Source organism: Microcystis viridis FACHB-1342 (assembly GCF_014698335.1).
GTDB lineage: Bacteria > Cyanobacteriota > Cyanobacteriia > Cyanobacteriales > Microcystaceae > Microcystis > Microcystis ichthyoblabe_A.
Genome location: NZ_JACJSV010000002.1, coordinates 35,728 through 51,411 on the forward strand (window position 1 = coordinate 35,728; position 15,684 = coordinate 51,411).

13 protein-coding genes and 2 pseudogenes are annotated in these 15,684 nt (G+C 44.2%); 3 read left to right on the plus strand and 12 right to left on the minus strand.

The window, feature by feature from the left end; all coding sequences use genetic code 11:
- Window positions 1–3 precede the first annotated feature (3 nt).
- Window positions 4–1,371 (plus strand): annotated as a pseudogene (locus H6G40_RS01150) (tetratricopeptide repeat protein).
- Window positions 1,372–1,480: 109 nt separating this feature from the next.
- Here H6G40_RS01150 and H6G40_RS01155 read toward each other — a convergent pair.
- Window positions 1,481–1,612, minus strand: a pseudogene (locus H6G40_RS01155) (ISL3 family transposase); the annotation flags it as partial.
- Between the two features lie 292 nt (window positions 1,613–1,904).
- Between H6G40_RS01155 and H6G40_RS01160 the strand changes: the two are divergent.
- Window positions 1,905–3,341 carry an NADP-dependent isocitrate dehydrogenase gene (locus H6G40_RS01160; protein ID WP_190537147.1) on the plus strand — a complete coding sequence of 479 codons (1,437 nt, stop codon included), beginning with the start codon at window positions 1,905–1,907 and terminating at the stop codon, window positions 3,339–3,341.
- A 536-nt stretch (window positions 3,342–3,877) separates the two neighbouring features.
- On the opposite strand, the gene H6G40_RS01165 is transcribed toward H6G40_RS01160, so the two are convergent.
- The 8 genes from H6G40_RS01165 to H6G40_RS01200 all read right to left on the minus strand — a co-directional run bounded on the left by H6G40_RS01165 (window position 3,878) and on the right by H6G40_RS01200 (window position 10,197).
- Window positions 3,878–4,507 (minus strand): DUF1294 domain-containing protein, encoded by a 630-nt coding sequence (locus tag H6G40_RS01165; RefSeq protein ID WP_002731896.1) that lies wholly within the window; start codon window positions 4,505–4,507, stop codon window positions 3,878–3,880.
- Window positions 4,508–5,011: 504 nt separating this feature from the next.
- Window positions 5,012–5,416 carry a DUF5615 family PIN-like protein gene (locus H6G40_RS22970; RefSeq protein ID WP_069475649.1) on the minus strand — a complete coding sequence of 135 codons (405 nt, stop codon included), beginning with the start codon at window positions 5,414–5,416 and terminating at the stop codon, window positions 5,012–5,014.
- Window positions 5,395–5,778, minus strand: a complete 384-nt coding sequence (locus H6G40_RS01175) for a DUF433 domain-containing protein (RefSeq protein ID WP_069475648.1) — start codon at window positions 5,776–5,778, stop codon at window positions 5,395–5,397. The genes H6G40_RS22970 and H6G40_RS01175 overlap by 22 nt, the downstream gene beginning before the upstream one ends.
- 506 nt (window positions 5,779–6,284) lie before the next feature.
- Window positions 6,285–6,749, minus strand: a complete 465-nt coding sequence (locus tag H6G40_RS01180) for a DUF29 domain-containing protein (RefSeq protein WP_069475647.1) — start codon at window positions 6,747–6,749, stop codon at window positions 6,285–6,287.
- Between the two features lie 16 nt (window positions 6,750–6,765).
- On the minus strand, window positions 6,766–7,224 hold the full coding sequence (locus tag H6G40_RS01185) for a DUF29 domain-containing protein (protein WP_190537149.1): 459 nt from the start codon (window positions 7,222–7,224) through the stop codon (window positions 6,766–6,768).
- 16 nt (window positions 7,225–7,240) lie between these two features.
- A complete protein-coding gene (locus H6G40_RS01190; protein ID WP_069475645.1) occupies window positions 7,241–7,699 on the minus strand; it encodes a DUF29 domain-containing protein in 459 nt (152 codons plus the stop codon).
- A gap of 43 nt (window positions 7,700–7,742) precedes the next feature.
- Window positions 7,743–8,726 (minus strand): protein-methionine-sulfoxide reductase catalytic subunit MsrP, encoded by a 984-nt coding sequence (gene msrP, locus H6G40_RS01195; RefSeq protein WP_002734357.1) that lies wholly within the window; start codon window positions 8,724–8,726, stop codon window positions 7,743–7,745.
- Between the two features lie 85 nt (window positions 8,727–8,811).
- On the minus strand, window positions 8,812–10,197 hold the full coding sequence (locus H6G40_RS01200) for a cytochrome P450 (protein WP_190537175.1): 1,386 nt from the start codon (window positions 10,195–10,197) through the stop codon (window positions 8,812–8,814).
- Between the two features lie 263 nt (window positions 10,198–10,460).
- On the opposite strand from H6G40_RS01200, the gene H6G40_RS01205 reads away from it, so the two are divergent.
- Window positions 10,461–11,216, plus strand: coding sequence for a TVP38/TMEM64 family protein (locus H6G40_RS01205; RefSeq protein WP_016516175.1), 756 nt, complete (start codon window positions 10,461–10,463; stop codon window positions 11,214–11,216).
- A 5-nt stretch (window positions 11,217–11,221) separates the two neighbouring features.
- On the opposite strand, the gene H6G40_RS01210 is transcribed toward H6G40_RS01205, so the two are convergent.
- The 3 genes from H6G40_RS01210 to H6G40_RS01220 all read right to left on the minus strand — a co-directional run bounded on the left by H6G40_RS01210 (window position 11,222) and on the right by H6G40_RS01220 (window position 15,576).
- Complete coding sequence (locus tag H6G40_RS01210) at window positions 11,222–11,845, minus strand: ribonuclease HII (RefSeq protein WP_002733771.1); 624 nt, start codon at window positions 11,843–11,845, stop codon at window positions 11,222–11,224.
- Complete coding sequence (rne, locus tag H6G40_RS01215; protein ID WP_002731589.1) at window positions 11,842–14,013, minus strand: ribonuclease E; 2,172 nt, start codon at window positions 14,011–14,013, stop codon at window positions 11,842–11,844. Before rne ends, H6G40_RS01210 begins: the two co-directional genes overlap by 4 nt.
- A gap of 807 nt (window positions 14,014–14,820) precedes the next feature.
- Window positions 14,821–15,576, minus strand: coding sequence for a DUF2232 domain-containing protein (locus tag H6G40_RS01220; RefSeq protein ID WP_002732287.1), 756 nt, complete (start codon window positions 15,574–15,576; stop codon window positions 14,821–14,823).
- Between the last annotated feature and the right edge of the window lie 108 nt (window positions 15,577–15,684).

A 15,684-nucleotide genomic window follows, 5' to 3' on the forward strand; every position in this document is an offset into this window, starting at 1 on the left:
GCGATCGCGTTTTTAGCTGAGGTTAAGAAGGGCGATCGCTGTTTTTCCGAGAATGATTTTAAATCTCCTCAATTAAGAGTCAAAGAACGTCTCACAAGTATCGATTTTACTGTTTTTGGAGAACTAGCTCAAGTTAAACAAAAAGGGGAAATTTTAGGAGCGACAGGAAGTCATTTTGAAAAAGCACATTTTGGCGCATTTATCTGGCATTTAATTGGTTATGAACGCCATATTAAGGATAAAATGGGACAGCAGCTCTCTATTCAAGAACGGGCAAGTCGTTATGTGGAAGCATTTCTCTGTCTATGTCGATTAGGTTGGTATAAAGAAGCTAAATCTTTGTTTTCTTTACCCTTAGAAATTCATGATCCAACTTCTTTACCTTTGCACAAACAATTACTCATCTGGTGACAGTATGAAGAGGGCATAAAACTGTGTAAAGAATTATTAGGAAATCTTGACAATGAAACCGATTTTCTCTGTTTAAGTGAACTTGGTTATATGTATCGAGAATTAGGACAATTAGACCAAGCAAAAAATTATGCGGAGAAACTCTTATCCTTAGCCGAGCAATTAAATAATCCTCTTTGGAAAGCAAGAGGAAAAGGAAATATAGCAACAATTGATGGAATACAAGGTGAATATTTAAGCGCTGAAATAGGACTGAATGAAGTTTTAAATCTAGCCGAGATTATTCCCGATTGTGACGAAAAATTTGAGATTATTAATGTTGCTTATTTAAATCTGGGTAATTGTTATGGTTATCAGGGAAAAATTGACCAGACTATTGCTTGTTTAGCAAAATACTTAAAATGGGCAGAAAAAATTAAAAATCTTATTTATCAAGCAATGGCTTTACGAAATTTAGGAGAAGCATACCAGCGAATCAATGATTTGAATCAAGCTATGGATTACACTCAAAGAAGTCTTGATTTATCCGAGCAAATAACCGATGAAGCAGGAATTATTTTTTCTTTGGGAAATTTAGCCGCAATTTATTGGCAACAAGCAAATTTTGAGGAGTCTGAAAAATACTTTAAGCAACAAAAGAAAAAAGCTTTAGCTATTTCAGATGTGGCGAGTGTTGCCCATGCTTGTGCTGGATTAGGAGAAATTTATAGTATCACTCGAAAGGATGATCTAGCCTATCAATATCTTAATCAAGCTTTAGATATTGCCCTCGATATTGGAGAAAGATATATAGAACTAGAGACTTTAATTGTTTTGGCAGAATTTGAAGAAAAAACCCATGATCTTAAATCAGCTATTAATCACTGGCAACGCGCCTTACATCTTTCTGAAAAATTAAATATTCTCTCCCATAAAGAGAACTGTGAACAAAACCTAGAAAGGTTGTTAAACCCCAACTAAGTTGAGACTCGTATTATATACATGACTACCATTCCACGGGTACATTCAGAAAAGTTAATGGGTGTATCCATTAATGGATAAGGGGTTTCGGCTCTTGTAGTATATATATTTGATGGCAATTCGGACATTCAATTGTTTCATTTAAAAGAGCGAGCTTTAAGAAAATTGTCTGAGCAGTTTTTTGATAATTGACCCCTGTTACATTCGGTAAATCGAGGAGTTGATCAAAATTTATCCACATAACCCACCTCCTGTTCTGTGTCACCATTATACCATGCTCACACAGAACCTAGAAAAGCCCAATTTTAGGTAAAGTGTCATCAAATTCCTGCGAAGTCTCTTGCCTCATCTCAACAAGCAATTTAAATACGTGGGCAGCTTAAAAAAGTCTTAACTATGGCAGTTATCTTAATGGTGAGGTACGAAGTTGATGCCAGCAAGGGAATCTTTAAGAAATTAGCCAAAATGCCTGAGTATAGATATTGACGGCGCTAGACTGCCAACGTATAGATAAATACTGTTTCTGGAAGCCCATGACTGTCAGCTACGAAAAAATTACCCCACCGACAACAGGCTCGAAAATTACTTTTTCTGACGGAAAACCTCTAGTTCCCGACGATCCCATCATTCCCTTCATTCGCGGTGACGGTACGGGAGTCGATATCTGGCCCGCAACCGCAAAAGTTATCGATGCAGCGATCGCCACAGCCTACGGTGGTCAAAGGAAAATCCATTGGTTTAAAGTCTATGCTGGTGATGAAGCTTGCGAAATCTACGGGACTTATCAATATCTACCCCAAGATACATTGACAGCGATTAAAGAATATGGTATAGCCATCAAGGGTCCCTTGACCACTCCCATCGGTGGCGGCATTCGTTCCCTGAATGTGGCTCTGCGGCAAATTTTTGACCTTTATGCCTGTGTTCGTCCCTGTCGTTACTATGCGGGAACCCCTTCCCCCCATAAAACCCCGGAAAAACTCGATGTCATCGTCTATCGGGAAAATACCGAGGATATCTATCTCGGCATCGAATGGAAACAAGGCACGGAAATCGCCGATAAACTGATTAATTATCTCAATACAGAACTAATTCCCGCCACTCCCGAACACGGTAAAAAACAAATTCCCCTCGATGCGGGTATCGGGATCAAACCGATTAGTAAGACGGGTTCCCAAAGATTAGTCCGCCGGGCGATCGAACGAGCGCTGACTTTACCGAAACCGAAAAATCAAGTTACTCTCGTCCACAAGGGTAACATTATGAAATATACGGAAGGGGCGTTCCGGGATTGGGGTTATGAATTAGCTAAGAGTGAATTCCGGGATGTGTGCGTTACCGAGATGGAATCATGGATCCTGAGTAATAAGGAGAAAAACCATGATCTGAGCATCGAAGATAACGCCCGCATGGTAGAACCGGGTTATGATGCCCTCACCGACGAGAAAAAAGCCAAAATCTGCCAAGAAGTGACCAGTGTTCTCGATGCTATCTGGGAAACCCACGGCAATGGGCAATGGAAAGATAAAATTATGGTTAACGATCGCATTGCCGATAGTATCTTCCAACAGATCCAAACCCGTCCCGATGAATACTCGATCCTCGCTACTATGAACCTGAATGGCGATTATCTCTCCGACGCAGCAGCGGCGATCGTCGGTGGTTTAGGGATGGGACCCGGGGCGAATATTGGCGATACTTGCGCTATTTTTGAGGCAACCCACGGCACAGCCCCTAAACACGCCGGTTTAGACCGAATTAACCCCGGTTCGGTGATTCTTTCCGGGGTGATGATGTTGGAATACATCGGATGGCAAGAAGCGGCCGATTTGATTAAAAAAGGCATCGCAGCTGCGATCGCTAATCGACAAGTTACCTACGATTTAGCGCGTCTGATGGAACCCCCCGTTAATCCTCCCCTGAAATGTTCCGAATTTGCCGACGCGATTATCTCCCATTTTGGCGATTAATTTTCTGGTTAGGGTAGCCTGAAAACTGCCCTATTTTTCGGAAAATACCCTAACTACCGAGGTCTTGACAAAATAGGAAAAAACCAGAATTCCCCCCTTGATACCAAATTTCTAAATCCATGACAGACATCCAGGCTTGAATGCTTGCCAGGCGTTGTCAAGTTTGAAGATGATGGCGCATCAGAGCAGACTTGAAAACGCTTTAACAGTAAGGCTCTCGTTGTGTCGCAATTCATTCTTCATATTCTGATCTGACAACGCCGTAAGCAATGCCTGAAAGACATCCCCCACATATCCATTCTTTGTCATCAGATAAACCATCACCCATACTATCTTTATATCACGCCCAAAAGCGTGTTAGCCAGATTAGCCCACACCGCACTTAAACCCACAGCTTCAATCCATGGGCATGGTGCGTTCCCCAAAATCGATCGCTGGAGCAGTGGGAGTCACATTAGGGAACGCACCCTACAAGATTGGCGTACTGCTACGCAGTGCCTTCGGCATCGCACTGCTGCTTTTAGAATCGCAATACGTCATAGCGTTCCTCCCGAAAACAGCCAAAACAGCCATACAACATAATGAATGATCACGATCGCCCAAAAAGTGACTTGATAAGACTTTTTCTGACCTTTATGGCGCAATATTCGCTGGGCAATAAACCCGCCCAACCATCCACCTGCAAGTTCACACAGATGTAGCGTTTGTTCAGAAGTTCGCCAATCCTTTCGTTTAGCACGAGATTTATCATCTGCGTATAGAGCGTAAGTCACTAAGCTCATTACGGGATAAAGAATCAGTGGAATGGGATTGCGTGTCGTCCATGTAAAACGAATAGCTCCAAACAAAGGCAGAAGCGATAACAGAACTAACTCAACTATCGGAAAGCTTGAAATGATGGCATCAGAGGGTTTAGTTCGACTACTTGAAGGTTCTGACTTGTTTCTTGCTCCCAGAATAAATGCGTTGTAAGCTCGAACTTTGCCATCTGAGTCAACTATGCAGTGGTAATAAATCGTGTCGTTTTCTTGTGGACGACGGGTTGCATCTTTAATTTCAGAAATATGCAAAAAAACTTCCTGACTCCCATCAACGGGTTGAATAAAACCAAATCCACGCTCATCTTTCCATTTTGTAAGCTTTCCACTGCGGAGACCGGATTGCATAAAAAATCTCAATAACGAAAACTTTGTGATTCTAACAAATCACCTTCAAGGACAGCCACAACCAAAAAACGAAGCAGCCCAACTACATATTATAGGTCAACTTTCCGTATAACACTCTTGAAAGTAACAATATGTGGAAACTTTCCGTATATCACTCCATTTAGGCGCAATCGCCAGAAGTTTTCCCTATATAACGCCCAAAAGCCTGTTAGCCAGATTAGCATATTGCCAAAAATCTTGTTTAACTAAATTCCTGACAATTAGGCTCATTCTAGCGATGATTCTTCGATCTGACCGCACCCCTTGACAAAAATTTATAATTATTCGACTTTTAGCGATCGCTATCGGGAGATAGTTGTTTTTTGTCACAGCAGTGGGGAGAAGGGAGCGGGTTTTTCAAGTTGGATTGGCAGTTAATCATACTATTAAAAACCGATTCAGTATAAAGACCCCGTTATGCCGTGTCCCTACAGATAGACTTCAACGGCCCTAGCATTCGCCGCGTCACGGAATGAAAATGCGTCTTGCGCCTTGATAATCTTCAATATTAACTACAATATCAACCAAACGGTTAACGCAACGATCTCGATAATCTGGCTCGGCAAGTAGTCGCTCAATATTACCGATTGTCACGACGGGTAATGATGTGGGGGTATTTTCCTCCCGCATCACTTGCTCCAGGGAATCTTTGCCTTTCATACTTCGGTTAGCGGTGATCAGGATCATCTGATTGGCTTGGGCATACCGCCAAACAACACGATCATCGCTCGTGACAGCTAACCCAACTTCTTCAAACAGAATAAAACGAATCGAGATCAAGTCAAGCCAACCACTCGCAGCAAGGACTCCGGCGAGGACAAGAGAATGCCCTCGTAAGTTATGATCAACTAGAAAATTCCTGCCCGTGATGCCAACTTGGCTTTTTCCGCTTCAAGTTTTGCTCGAATGGCTTCTGTGCCAGGTTTTGGCGGCTTAGCAGCAATACGGGCAACTCGCTCACGATTTTGCTCTTCATAGTATAGTCGGAGTTCTTCAGCTTCTTTGAGAACTTGCTGGTACTCAGCCTCTACATCCGCACGATGAGCCTCAATATAAGCCAGGGCAGCGTTAATTTGCTCTTCCGTCAGATCAAATAATCCCTGAATGAACTTAGGTGGATATTGAGCAGTCACATAATCCATCACATCGTAGAGGGTGATGCGGGTTCCTGCGATTGTCAGTCCTCGCTCTGTACGAATGATAGCGGTTTGTTCATTTGATGCGAGCGTCATAGCTATAGTCTCAGTCTTTCACCATCTCATTCCATATTACCGCATGAAAAAGTAAGGTGAGCAAACGCCCACCCTGACTACTAATTCGCAAGCTCTTTAATCCTCAACCCAGACTTTCAAAATGTATTTCAGCCTCGTTCCTGCATCTAGCCAGTAGTGAACTCCAATATCTGGCAATTCAGTATCATTTGTGTGAGCATCACCAGGCCCCGTACTACACGATCGGCGATCAAATTTAGACCACAGCTTCAATCAATGGGCATGGTGCGTTCCCCAAAATTGATCGCTGGAGCAGTGGGAGCCATATTAGGGAACGCACCCTACAAGATCGGCGATCTGCTATGCAGTGCCTTCGGCATCGCACTGACAATTAGGCTCATTCTAGCGATGATTCTTCGATCTGACCGCACCCCTTGACAAAAACTTACAATTATTCGACCTTTAGCGATCGCTATCGGGGGATAGTTGTTTTTTGTTAGAGCAGTATGGAGCAGTCTAACTGATGGCTACATTTCCAGATTATCGCCCGCAGGAAACCAATCTTCATCGAGAATTTGTTCAAGGGAACCAATGGGAATAGCGGGGAAAGTATCGAGGGGTAATTGAGAGCGGTCACTGGCATTTTTTCGGGCTGAAAGATAACATTCATCGAAAATTTCTAAAAGATAGGGTTTCAGACTAGGACTATCTTTAAGTTCATCTAATATATCGAGACGAAAAGTTCTAATCTCTCCCTTCCAGTGACCTTCGTTTCTCTCTCTTTCTGCCGCCCAATATTTGAGCTTAAGTAAATGTTCTAATAATCGGGTTAACAGATTTTTAATTGTGCGCTTTTCACTCCTTCCCATACTTGCTAATTCCTCCAGTAAATTCTCTAAATCTACCCGCTCAAACTGTCTGGCTTGCAGTTGATTAATAGTAGTTCTAATCCAGAGATAAAAGTCTTCTTCGTACATGGTTTTATTATCCATAATTTACCTCTATATATTACTCGTGGTCATTAGTAGGAAACCAATCTTCATCGAGAATTTGTTCAAGGGAACCAATGGGAATAGGGGGGAAAGTATCAAGAGGTAATTGAGTTCTAACTTGAGCCTCTTTTCTAGCAAATTGATAGCATTCCTCAAAGATTTCCAGAATATAGGGTTTCAAACTAGGGCTATCTTTAATTTCTTCGATTATTTGTCGGCGAAAGTTGAGAATTTCTCCCTTCCAGTGACCCTCATTTCTAGATTTTTCTCCTGTCCAGTAGGTTAGTTTCAGCAAATGTACCAGCAATTGAATCAAAAGATTTTCAATTTTGCGTTTTTCACTCCTCCCCATACTTGCTAATTCCTCCAGTAAATTCTCTAAATCTACCCGCTCAAACTGCCTGGCTTGCAGTTGATTAATAGTAGTTCTAATCCAGAGATAAAAGTCTTCTTCGTACTGGGTTTTATTATCCATAATTTACCTCTATATATTACTCGTGGTTATTAGTGGGAAACCAATCTTCATCGAGAATTTGTTCAAGGGAACCAATGGGAATAGGGGGGAAAGTATCAAGAGGTAATTGAGTTCTAACTTGAGCCTCTTTTCTAGCAAATTGATAGCATTCCTCAAAGATTTCCAGAATATAGGGTTTCAAACTAGGGCTATCTTTAATTTCTTCGATTATTTGTCGGCGAAAGTTGAGAATTTCTCCCTTCCAGTGACCCTCATTTCTAGATTTTTCTCCTGTCCAGTAGGTTAGTTTCAGCAAATGTACCAGCAATTGAATCAAAGGATTTTCAATTTTGCGTTTTTCACTCCTCCCCATACTTGCTAATTCCTCCAGTAAATTCTCTAAATCTACCCGCTCAAACTGTCTCGCTTGCAGTTGATTAATAGTAGTTCTAATCCAGAGATAAAAGTCTTGTTCGTACAGAGTTTTATTGTCCATAGATACTTAGTTAAACTGAATAAAACGAGGGTAATCATCAAAATCAACTATACAAACTAGCCACATATTCACCGTAGCCATTATAGGGCAGAGTTTCGATAATTTCCCAAGATAAATCACTTCTACTGCCGATAAATTTCTCCGTTGCTTGCGACCAACGGGGATGGGGTTTACTGGGGTTGACATTAGCCTCAAAATCGTATTCGTGAGCGTCAATTGTGTTCCAGTAGGTGGCGGGTTGTTTGGCGGTAAATTCAATTTTTACTATCGATTTTGCCCCTTTAAAACCGTATTTCCAAGGAATAACCATTCGCAAGGGTGCGCCGTGTTGTTTTGGTAAATCATGTCCGAAAATTCCCACAGCAAAGAAAGCTAATTCGTTGGCCATTTCCTCAATTCTTAAACCTTCTGTATAGGGCCAGGGTAAGGCTCCTAAATGTAATCCTGGCCCCTGGGTAATTTCTGGATCATAAAAGGAGGTAAAACGGACGAATTTTGCTTCTGGTTTTGGTTCCACTGCCGCAATTAAAGCAGCCATGGGAAAACCAAGCCAAGGTAAGACCATTGACCAAGCTTCCACACAACGAAAACGATAGATTCTTTCTTCGAGAGGAAAGGTTTTTTTAATAGTATCTATATCGTAGGTCTGGGGATTTTTTACCAATCCTCCCACTTCTACCATCCAGGGATTCGTCGGTAGTTTCTGCGCTTTTAACCAGATATTTTTCCCCCCTCCGAACTCATAAAAATTGTTATATTTCCCCGCTACAGTTTCGGCAACTACGGGACGATTTACCGTTAAAAACTGCGGATTTTTGCTGAACCCTTCAATTTTAGGTAATTGCAAACTTTTTTCTAAAGCTTCCGAGGAGGAGGATTTACCACAAGAAGTTAATAATAGGGAACTTCCCGCAATTCCTGCCCCGATTAACCCCTGTAAAAAGCGACGACGGTTAAAATAAACACTTTCGGAAGTAACTTCATTTTCGGAAATTTGCCAGGATTTAGCTAAACGAATTAAGACCATAATTATCCCCAATTTTATTGACAAAAAAGCAGAGTTATGATATGGGATACCACAACTCTGATTGTACAATAGTTTGTCAGTTTTTTTAAGAAATTTCGGCGAGCATGGGGGCAGTCACCAGAGGTTCCCGTCGTCCTTTTAAGACCATGGGAACTCCTCGCGAGGGAGCAAGGGTGACACCGCGGCGACTGGGTTTTTCAGGGGTATTATTAACTAGAGTTAACTGATAATTGGCCAAAATTGTGGCGATAGCGATTTTCATCTCGTAGATAGCTAAAACTTCCCCAATACAACGACGCGCTCCACCACCAAAAGGCATATATTCGTAGGGGGTGAATTGTTTTTCTAAAAAGCGTTCTGGTTTAAAAGTATGGGAATCGGGGAAAGTTTGCTCACGGTGGTGAGCTAGATAAATACAACCCATAAGAATTGTCCCTTTTTCTAAAGGATAACCATCTAGTTCTACCGGTTCTTGCACTACTCGCGGAAAAGTTAACATTGCCACGGGATGAATGCGTAAAGTTTCCGAACAAACCGCCGAAAGATAGGGTAATCGAGTTATATCAATGGGGTTAGGATTATCTCCTAAAGTGGCTATTTCTTGGAGAATTTTTGCTTGAATTTCTGGATAGCGATGAGTCCAGTAGAGCACCCAAGATATAGCGGTGGCGGTGGTTTCATGACCTGCGAATAATAAGGTCATTAATTCATCGCGCAATTCCTTATCGCTCATCGGGTTGCCTTCTTCATCCCGGGCCGACATCAGTAGTGATAAAATATCGCTACGATTGGGGTTAGGATTAGCTTTTCTTTCGGCAATTTCTGTATAGATAATATCATCAATTTTTGCTTGGGAACGCTGGTATTTTCCCCAGGGACTCCAAGCACCCAAATCAGACTGCAAAATTGGGAAAAATAACAAAGAAACCATCACCGGAGAGTTAAAAATATCGAGCATTTCAGCCAGAATTTTTTTCAGGGTTTGATAACGTTCCCCTTGACTAATTCCAAAAACTGCCTCCATAATTACTTGTAAAGCAATCGCTGTGGTCGCTGAACGGGCCTTAAAAGGTTGATTTTCGGGCAATTCTGCCATTACTCTTAGGGTAATATCGCGGATTAAATCGCCGTAGAAACGCATTCTTTCCCCGTGAAAAGGTGGCAATAAAAGCTGACGGCGTTTTTTGTGGATGTCTCCGTCTAACATGATGACGGAATAATCACCAATAATCGGGGCAATAATCCGATTGGTTTCCCCCGGTGCCGAAAATTTTTTACGGTCATTAGTTAAAATTTGTTGTAGGGCTGAAGGACTACTGACAAAGATAAAATTATCTACAGTTAAACCCACTTTTGCGCTAAAAATATCGCCATGCTTGCGGGCGGCATTTTCCATAAAAGCTACGGGATTAATGATCCATTGTGCCATTTGCAGGAAGGTGGGGACTTTGACTTCGGGGAGGATTTTCATAGATTGATTGCTATATCCAATGCTAATTATTTCTAATTGTGACATTTTTTCCCCAGAGACGGCAAGGTGTAATATCAAGTAAACGGCAAAAATTACCCGGCTGTTGCTTGTCTTATCTTCTCAGAAAGACTGGGATTTTCTGGGAATTTTTAGGATTGGCTTTCTGGTCTAAACAATGATAATCGGGGTAGAATAGCCCCAGTTCTATTTAATTCGCTTCTGTAGTTCAATCTCTTTTTTTTCATTCCTTATAGGGACTTTTTATGATTATTTCCAAGTTTTTGCCCTCGGAAAAAACTGTGATTATCAGGCATTTGCTGTTATTAACTACATTTAGCCTTGTTTTTCTCCTGACTACTCCCCCCGCTTTTGCTGTTGAATCCAGTGCCTCCACTGGTTTTAATCCTCAAACTATTCTTTTCAATGCCTTGACTTGGGTGGATAGTTTGGGGGCTGTGGGAGCGATCGCGTTTATAATTATCTATATTCTAGCTACTGTGGCCTTTTTTCCCGGTTCAATCCTGACTTTAGGGGCTGGTGTAGTTTTTGGCGTGGTTTTAGGCTCTTTTTACGTCTTTATCGGGGCAACTATCGGCGCTACTGCCGCTTTTTTGGTGGGACGTTATCTGGCTAGGGGGTGGGTGGCGGAAAAAATTCAAGGTAATAATAAATTTCAAGCTATCGATGAAGCTGTGGGGAAAGAAGGTTTAAAAATAGTGCTTTTAACCCGTTTATCTCCCATATTTCCCTTTACTCTGCTCAATTATGCCTATGGTGTCACCGGGGTTTCTCTGAAAGATTATCTAATAGGTTGCGCGGGCATGATTCCGGGGACAATAATGTATGTCTATATTGGCTCTTTAGCGGGCAGTCTTGCCACTATCGGGACCTCGGCACCAGCCACTAACCCAGTTTTACTATGGACTATTCGCCTTATTGGTTTTATCGCTACCGTTGCCGTCACCCTCTACGTCACAAAAATTGCCCGTCAGGCCCTGGCATCAGTTCTCAGTGAGTAAACCCCTCAATCGCCATCCCCACCCCACTCCGTCCTTGGGTGGGGACTGACGCGGATTTGTTGACAGGGACTAAAAGAGAGCCGGTGCTGAGAAGTAAGTCCATGGTTGCCAATCGCTTCTAGGTGTTGAGCAGTGCCATAACCCTTGTGACGAGGGAGTCCATAATCGGGATAGCGTCCGTGCCAACGAGCAATTAAGTCATCGCGCCAGACTTTGGCCACGATACTAGCCGCCGCAATTACCGGCGATTGTTGGTCTCCCTGAATTACCGCCTTTTGGGGGATTGACAAATCTTTAATAATGTGCTTGCCATCGATCAAACAGAGACTGGGGGAAAGGGGTAATTTCCCGATAGCTCTGCTCATTGCCAGTAGAGAGGCATGAAGAATATTCAAGCGATCGATCTCTTTCACCGTAGCATAACCGATGCGACAAACAAAATCCCGTTGTATTTGCGGGCTCAATTTTTGCCGTTTTTGGGGGCTAAGTTGCTTACTATCCTTCACCCCCAACTCCCACAGCTGCGGAAAACCAGAGGGGACAGTGACCACTACCGCCGCCACCACGGGGCCAAATAAAGCCCCGCGCCCCACTTCATCGACACCAGCAATTAAGGGTTCTGCGCTCATGACTCATCGACAGTGGCGGAGGAACGACGACGACGACGACGCAGCACCGCAGTTTCAGCCTCTACTTGTGGCTCCTCCGTCACCTCGGCGCTCACCGGGGTTTCTAAAGGAATGACTTCGCCGAGAAAAACTGGAGTTTCGGGCGCAATCGGTTCGGGCGTAAAACTCGCTGGCGCACTAGCTTCTTGGTTGATTTCCTGACTAACTTCGCTAGTGGTGGGACGACGACGACGGCGCACCAAGGAACGATTTTCGGCTTCCTCGCCAGTTTCCGTCGCCTCTATGGGGGCGGTGGCGGCTGTGTCCTCGGCCTCTAGGGTAGGAGTCAAGGATATTTCAGGAGTGGCAGCCGTTTCTGGGTTTTCCGCTTCCCTTTCCCCTGGCAGTTTCACGGAAACAATCACCGATTTCGGGTCTTTAAACTCCTTATCCACGAGAATCAGGGGAGAAATGCCCATTAAAGAATAAACTTCCTGTTCTACGGGGGTCATTTCCACGGAAACCCGCTCCCGTTCGGTGACGGGGATATTTTTGCCAGCACTGGCATCTTCTCCTCGTTTCGAGAGACGGGCGGGGCGTTCTCGTTTTTCCTCAAGGCGTTGGGGTTCTGATTCCGGCTCGATTTCGTTGTTAACACCGTTAGTAGAGGCTTTTTCGCCCCGTTCCTCTTTGAGTAACAGTTCCGAGGGACGACGACGACGGCGACGGCGAGAATTATTAACCTGTTCTTGGTAGTTGGGATGGAAGGAAAGATCTATATCTTGGGCGTTTTCTTCGGCCTCAAATTCGGAGAAAACTTCTAGATAGGGTTCGGCCGCCGCAACGCTAGGAGCGCTCTTATCGGGTAGAACTTTTGTATTAGTCGTAGCGATGACAAGGGTTTCTTTTTCCGCGCGGCTAAGGGTGGGGGTTTCCAGGGCGATGGCGTTGCCTTCTCCGGGTAGATGGGCTAAATGGCCCAGTCCGCCGCAATGGTCACAGGTTTTGCCGAATAATTCATAAATGTTTTTCCCCTGACGCTTACGAGTTAATTCCACTAACCCCAATTCCGATAATTGGGCAATCTGGGGCCGGGCTTTATCGCTTTTCAGGGCTTTATTAAACAATTCCAGCAGTTTCAACTGGTCGCGACGGGAATCCATATCGATGAAGTCCACCACCACCACACCGCCGATATTTCTCAAGCGCAGTTGTCGAGCGATTTCTGTGGCAGCCTCGCTATTAGTCCAGAGTACGGTTTCCCGGGCCGTGGCCGAACGGGTAAAGGAACCGGAGTTAACATCAATTACCGTTAAAGCTTCCGTCGGTTCGATGATAATGTAGCCGCCGGAGGGTAAATCAACCCGGGGTTTCAGGGCCTCGCGAATGGCGGCGTTAACCCGGAAATAGTCGAGAATTGGCTGGGTTTCCCGATGGGAGTCGATATAAACCCCTTCGAGAGCTTTGCCGCCGCCCCAGTTCGTCAATTGCTGTTTAACTCGTTTTACCGCCATCGGGTTATCCACAACAATGCGATTGACATCGGCACTGTACATATCCCGCAAAACCCTTTGAATAAAGTCATCATCGCGGTTCAGCAGGGCCGGGGCGCGGCTGCTGACGGCCATCTGTTGGATGCTCTCCCACTGTTTTTGCAGAAATTCCAAATCCTCGATAATCGCCTCTTCCGCTTTACCTTCGGCCTCGGTGCGTACCAGCAACCCCATCCCCGCCGGTTTGACCAAAATCCCTAAAGCTCGTAAACGGGAGCGCTCGTCTTCACTGCGGATGCGACGGGAAAGATTCACCCCGCGACCATTGGGCATCAATACCAGATAACGACCGGGGAGAGTGACATTTCCCGTTAGTCGCGGTCCTTTATTGCCAGTGGGTTCTTTCATTACCTGTACCAGCACTTTTTGCTGGGGGGCCAGTAATTCCGTGATAGCACCGGCGGTTTTTTTCAGTCTTAGGGGACCCAGGTCGGTGACATGGATAAAGCCATTGCGTTCCGCATCGCCAATATTGACGAAGGCTGCATCTATCCCGGGGATGACGTTTTCTACTAATCCTAGATAGATGTCGGCCACCTGTTGATTACCTGTGGCTACAACTAATTCCTGAATTTGATCTTCCCAAAAAACAGCCGCTATATGGTGTTGTTCGGCTATGATTATTTGTTTTGGCATTCAATTTCCTCAATCTTTCGGTTTCAAAAGCGACGGACCATGGGCTATTTGTCTATGCTTTGAGGCTACTTCCGGAAATCTGGTCTTGTTAAGAAAGTTCTAAGAAGATGAGTCCGCATCGTTAAAGCCTCATCTTGATATTCATCTGCCCCCCAGACGTGGGAACTGAGTCTTGGTTTCAGTTGTTAAGTCTGTTTGGCAAGTGCCGGCTTGACCCACAATTGGACAAGCACAGCTAGGAGACGAGATTTTCAATTAATCCCTGAGTCTTGCTCGATAACAGCATTTTTTATCCGTTTCCGCCGGTTCTGTCTATCAGAATCTAGGAAAAAAGGAGTTTTTGAGTTACTCCCCTCGGCAACAGGTTTCTGTGGAAGGGAAAATAGCGCACTTTTCGATTTTCCAAAAACCACGATTCTTTTAAGAAATGCTTTAATCGAGTCTTATAGACGACTATAACTCACTCGGTCACTCTCTGACAAGACGATAATCGGGGAAAAATGATCGATTAACAGTTGACTGGAGATACTGACCATAAAGCACTAAGGGACTTGCGTGGGAATAATATCCCAGCCAGAAAATCGCTCTGTAGAAGAATCAGACCGGCCAGATGGCATATTATCAAAGCGCAAGTCCCTTAGCTGCGGAGGCGCTCGAAGGCTCTCCCCCTACTTAGAGTGATCAGCAAACCTGAACGCTCGGAGGGCGCAAGCATTGCGCCCCTACAGTAACGGATTTTGTCCACAATGTAGGGGCGAACTGCGTTCGCCCAAAAGGTAGATTATCAAAGCGCAAGTCCCTAAATAATTACTCATAATCTAGTATGACCTGCACCCATTTGGGCGGACGAGGAATCGGATTACCGAGGCGATCAAGAACTAATAACGCCACTAAATGCACGGCAAATAAGTATAATAAACTATTGACAAATATGCCCACAACTGCTATCGATTGCACTTGCAGCAGCGTCGGTTTAGCGAGAATCCCTAACTGGGTGAAAATCCAATCAATAAAATTAGTCGCTTGGGTAATCACATATAACCAGAGATTTTCGCCTAAAAGAATTGAAAACAGCCAAAAACGAAAGAATAAACCAAAAGCCCCCAACAGTCCCCCAGTCAAGATAGAAAATTCCCAGCGCGCACCCCGGCGCCAGCATAGCCCCAATTGTACCCCCATCAAGCCGTGGGGAATCAAAAAGACAATACTGCGAGTCGGTCCCATCAACACCGACAAAAGTAAACTAGAAACTAATGCTGTCATCCAAGCACAGCGAGCGCCCCAACGTAAATAGGCTAAAGCGATAGGAATCGGGAAGAAAACCCTTAATAACGGTCCGAGGGGAAAATAATAATCAATTAACCAGATTAAACTGGTAGCACTGGCCAAAAAAGCCGTCTCCACCGTGATCAGGGTAGAGATAGACTTGAGGGGAGATGGTTGGATAGGTTTAGCAGTGGGTTTATCTAGGGGTTTCCCTTCTTCCCCGAGATCTACCCAATTGGTTTCATCTATTGTCTCTTCTGAGGATTGAGCGGGAGCATTAGCGTTAGAATCGTTCATTCTATCAGTTATCCGGTGGTCGGTACGGGTTGGCCGGCTATCCTTAGCTTAGACTTGCGACTCCCAGTCAGGCAAGAGGCAAAAAATAAGTAGGTAGGTGTTAACAAT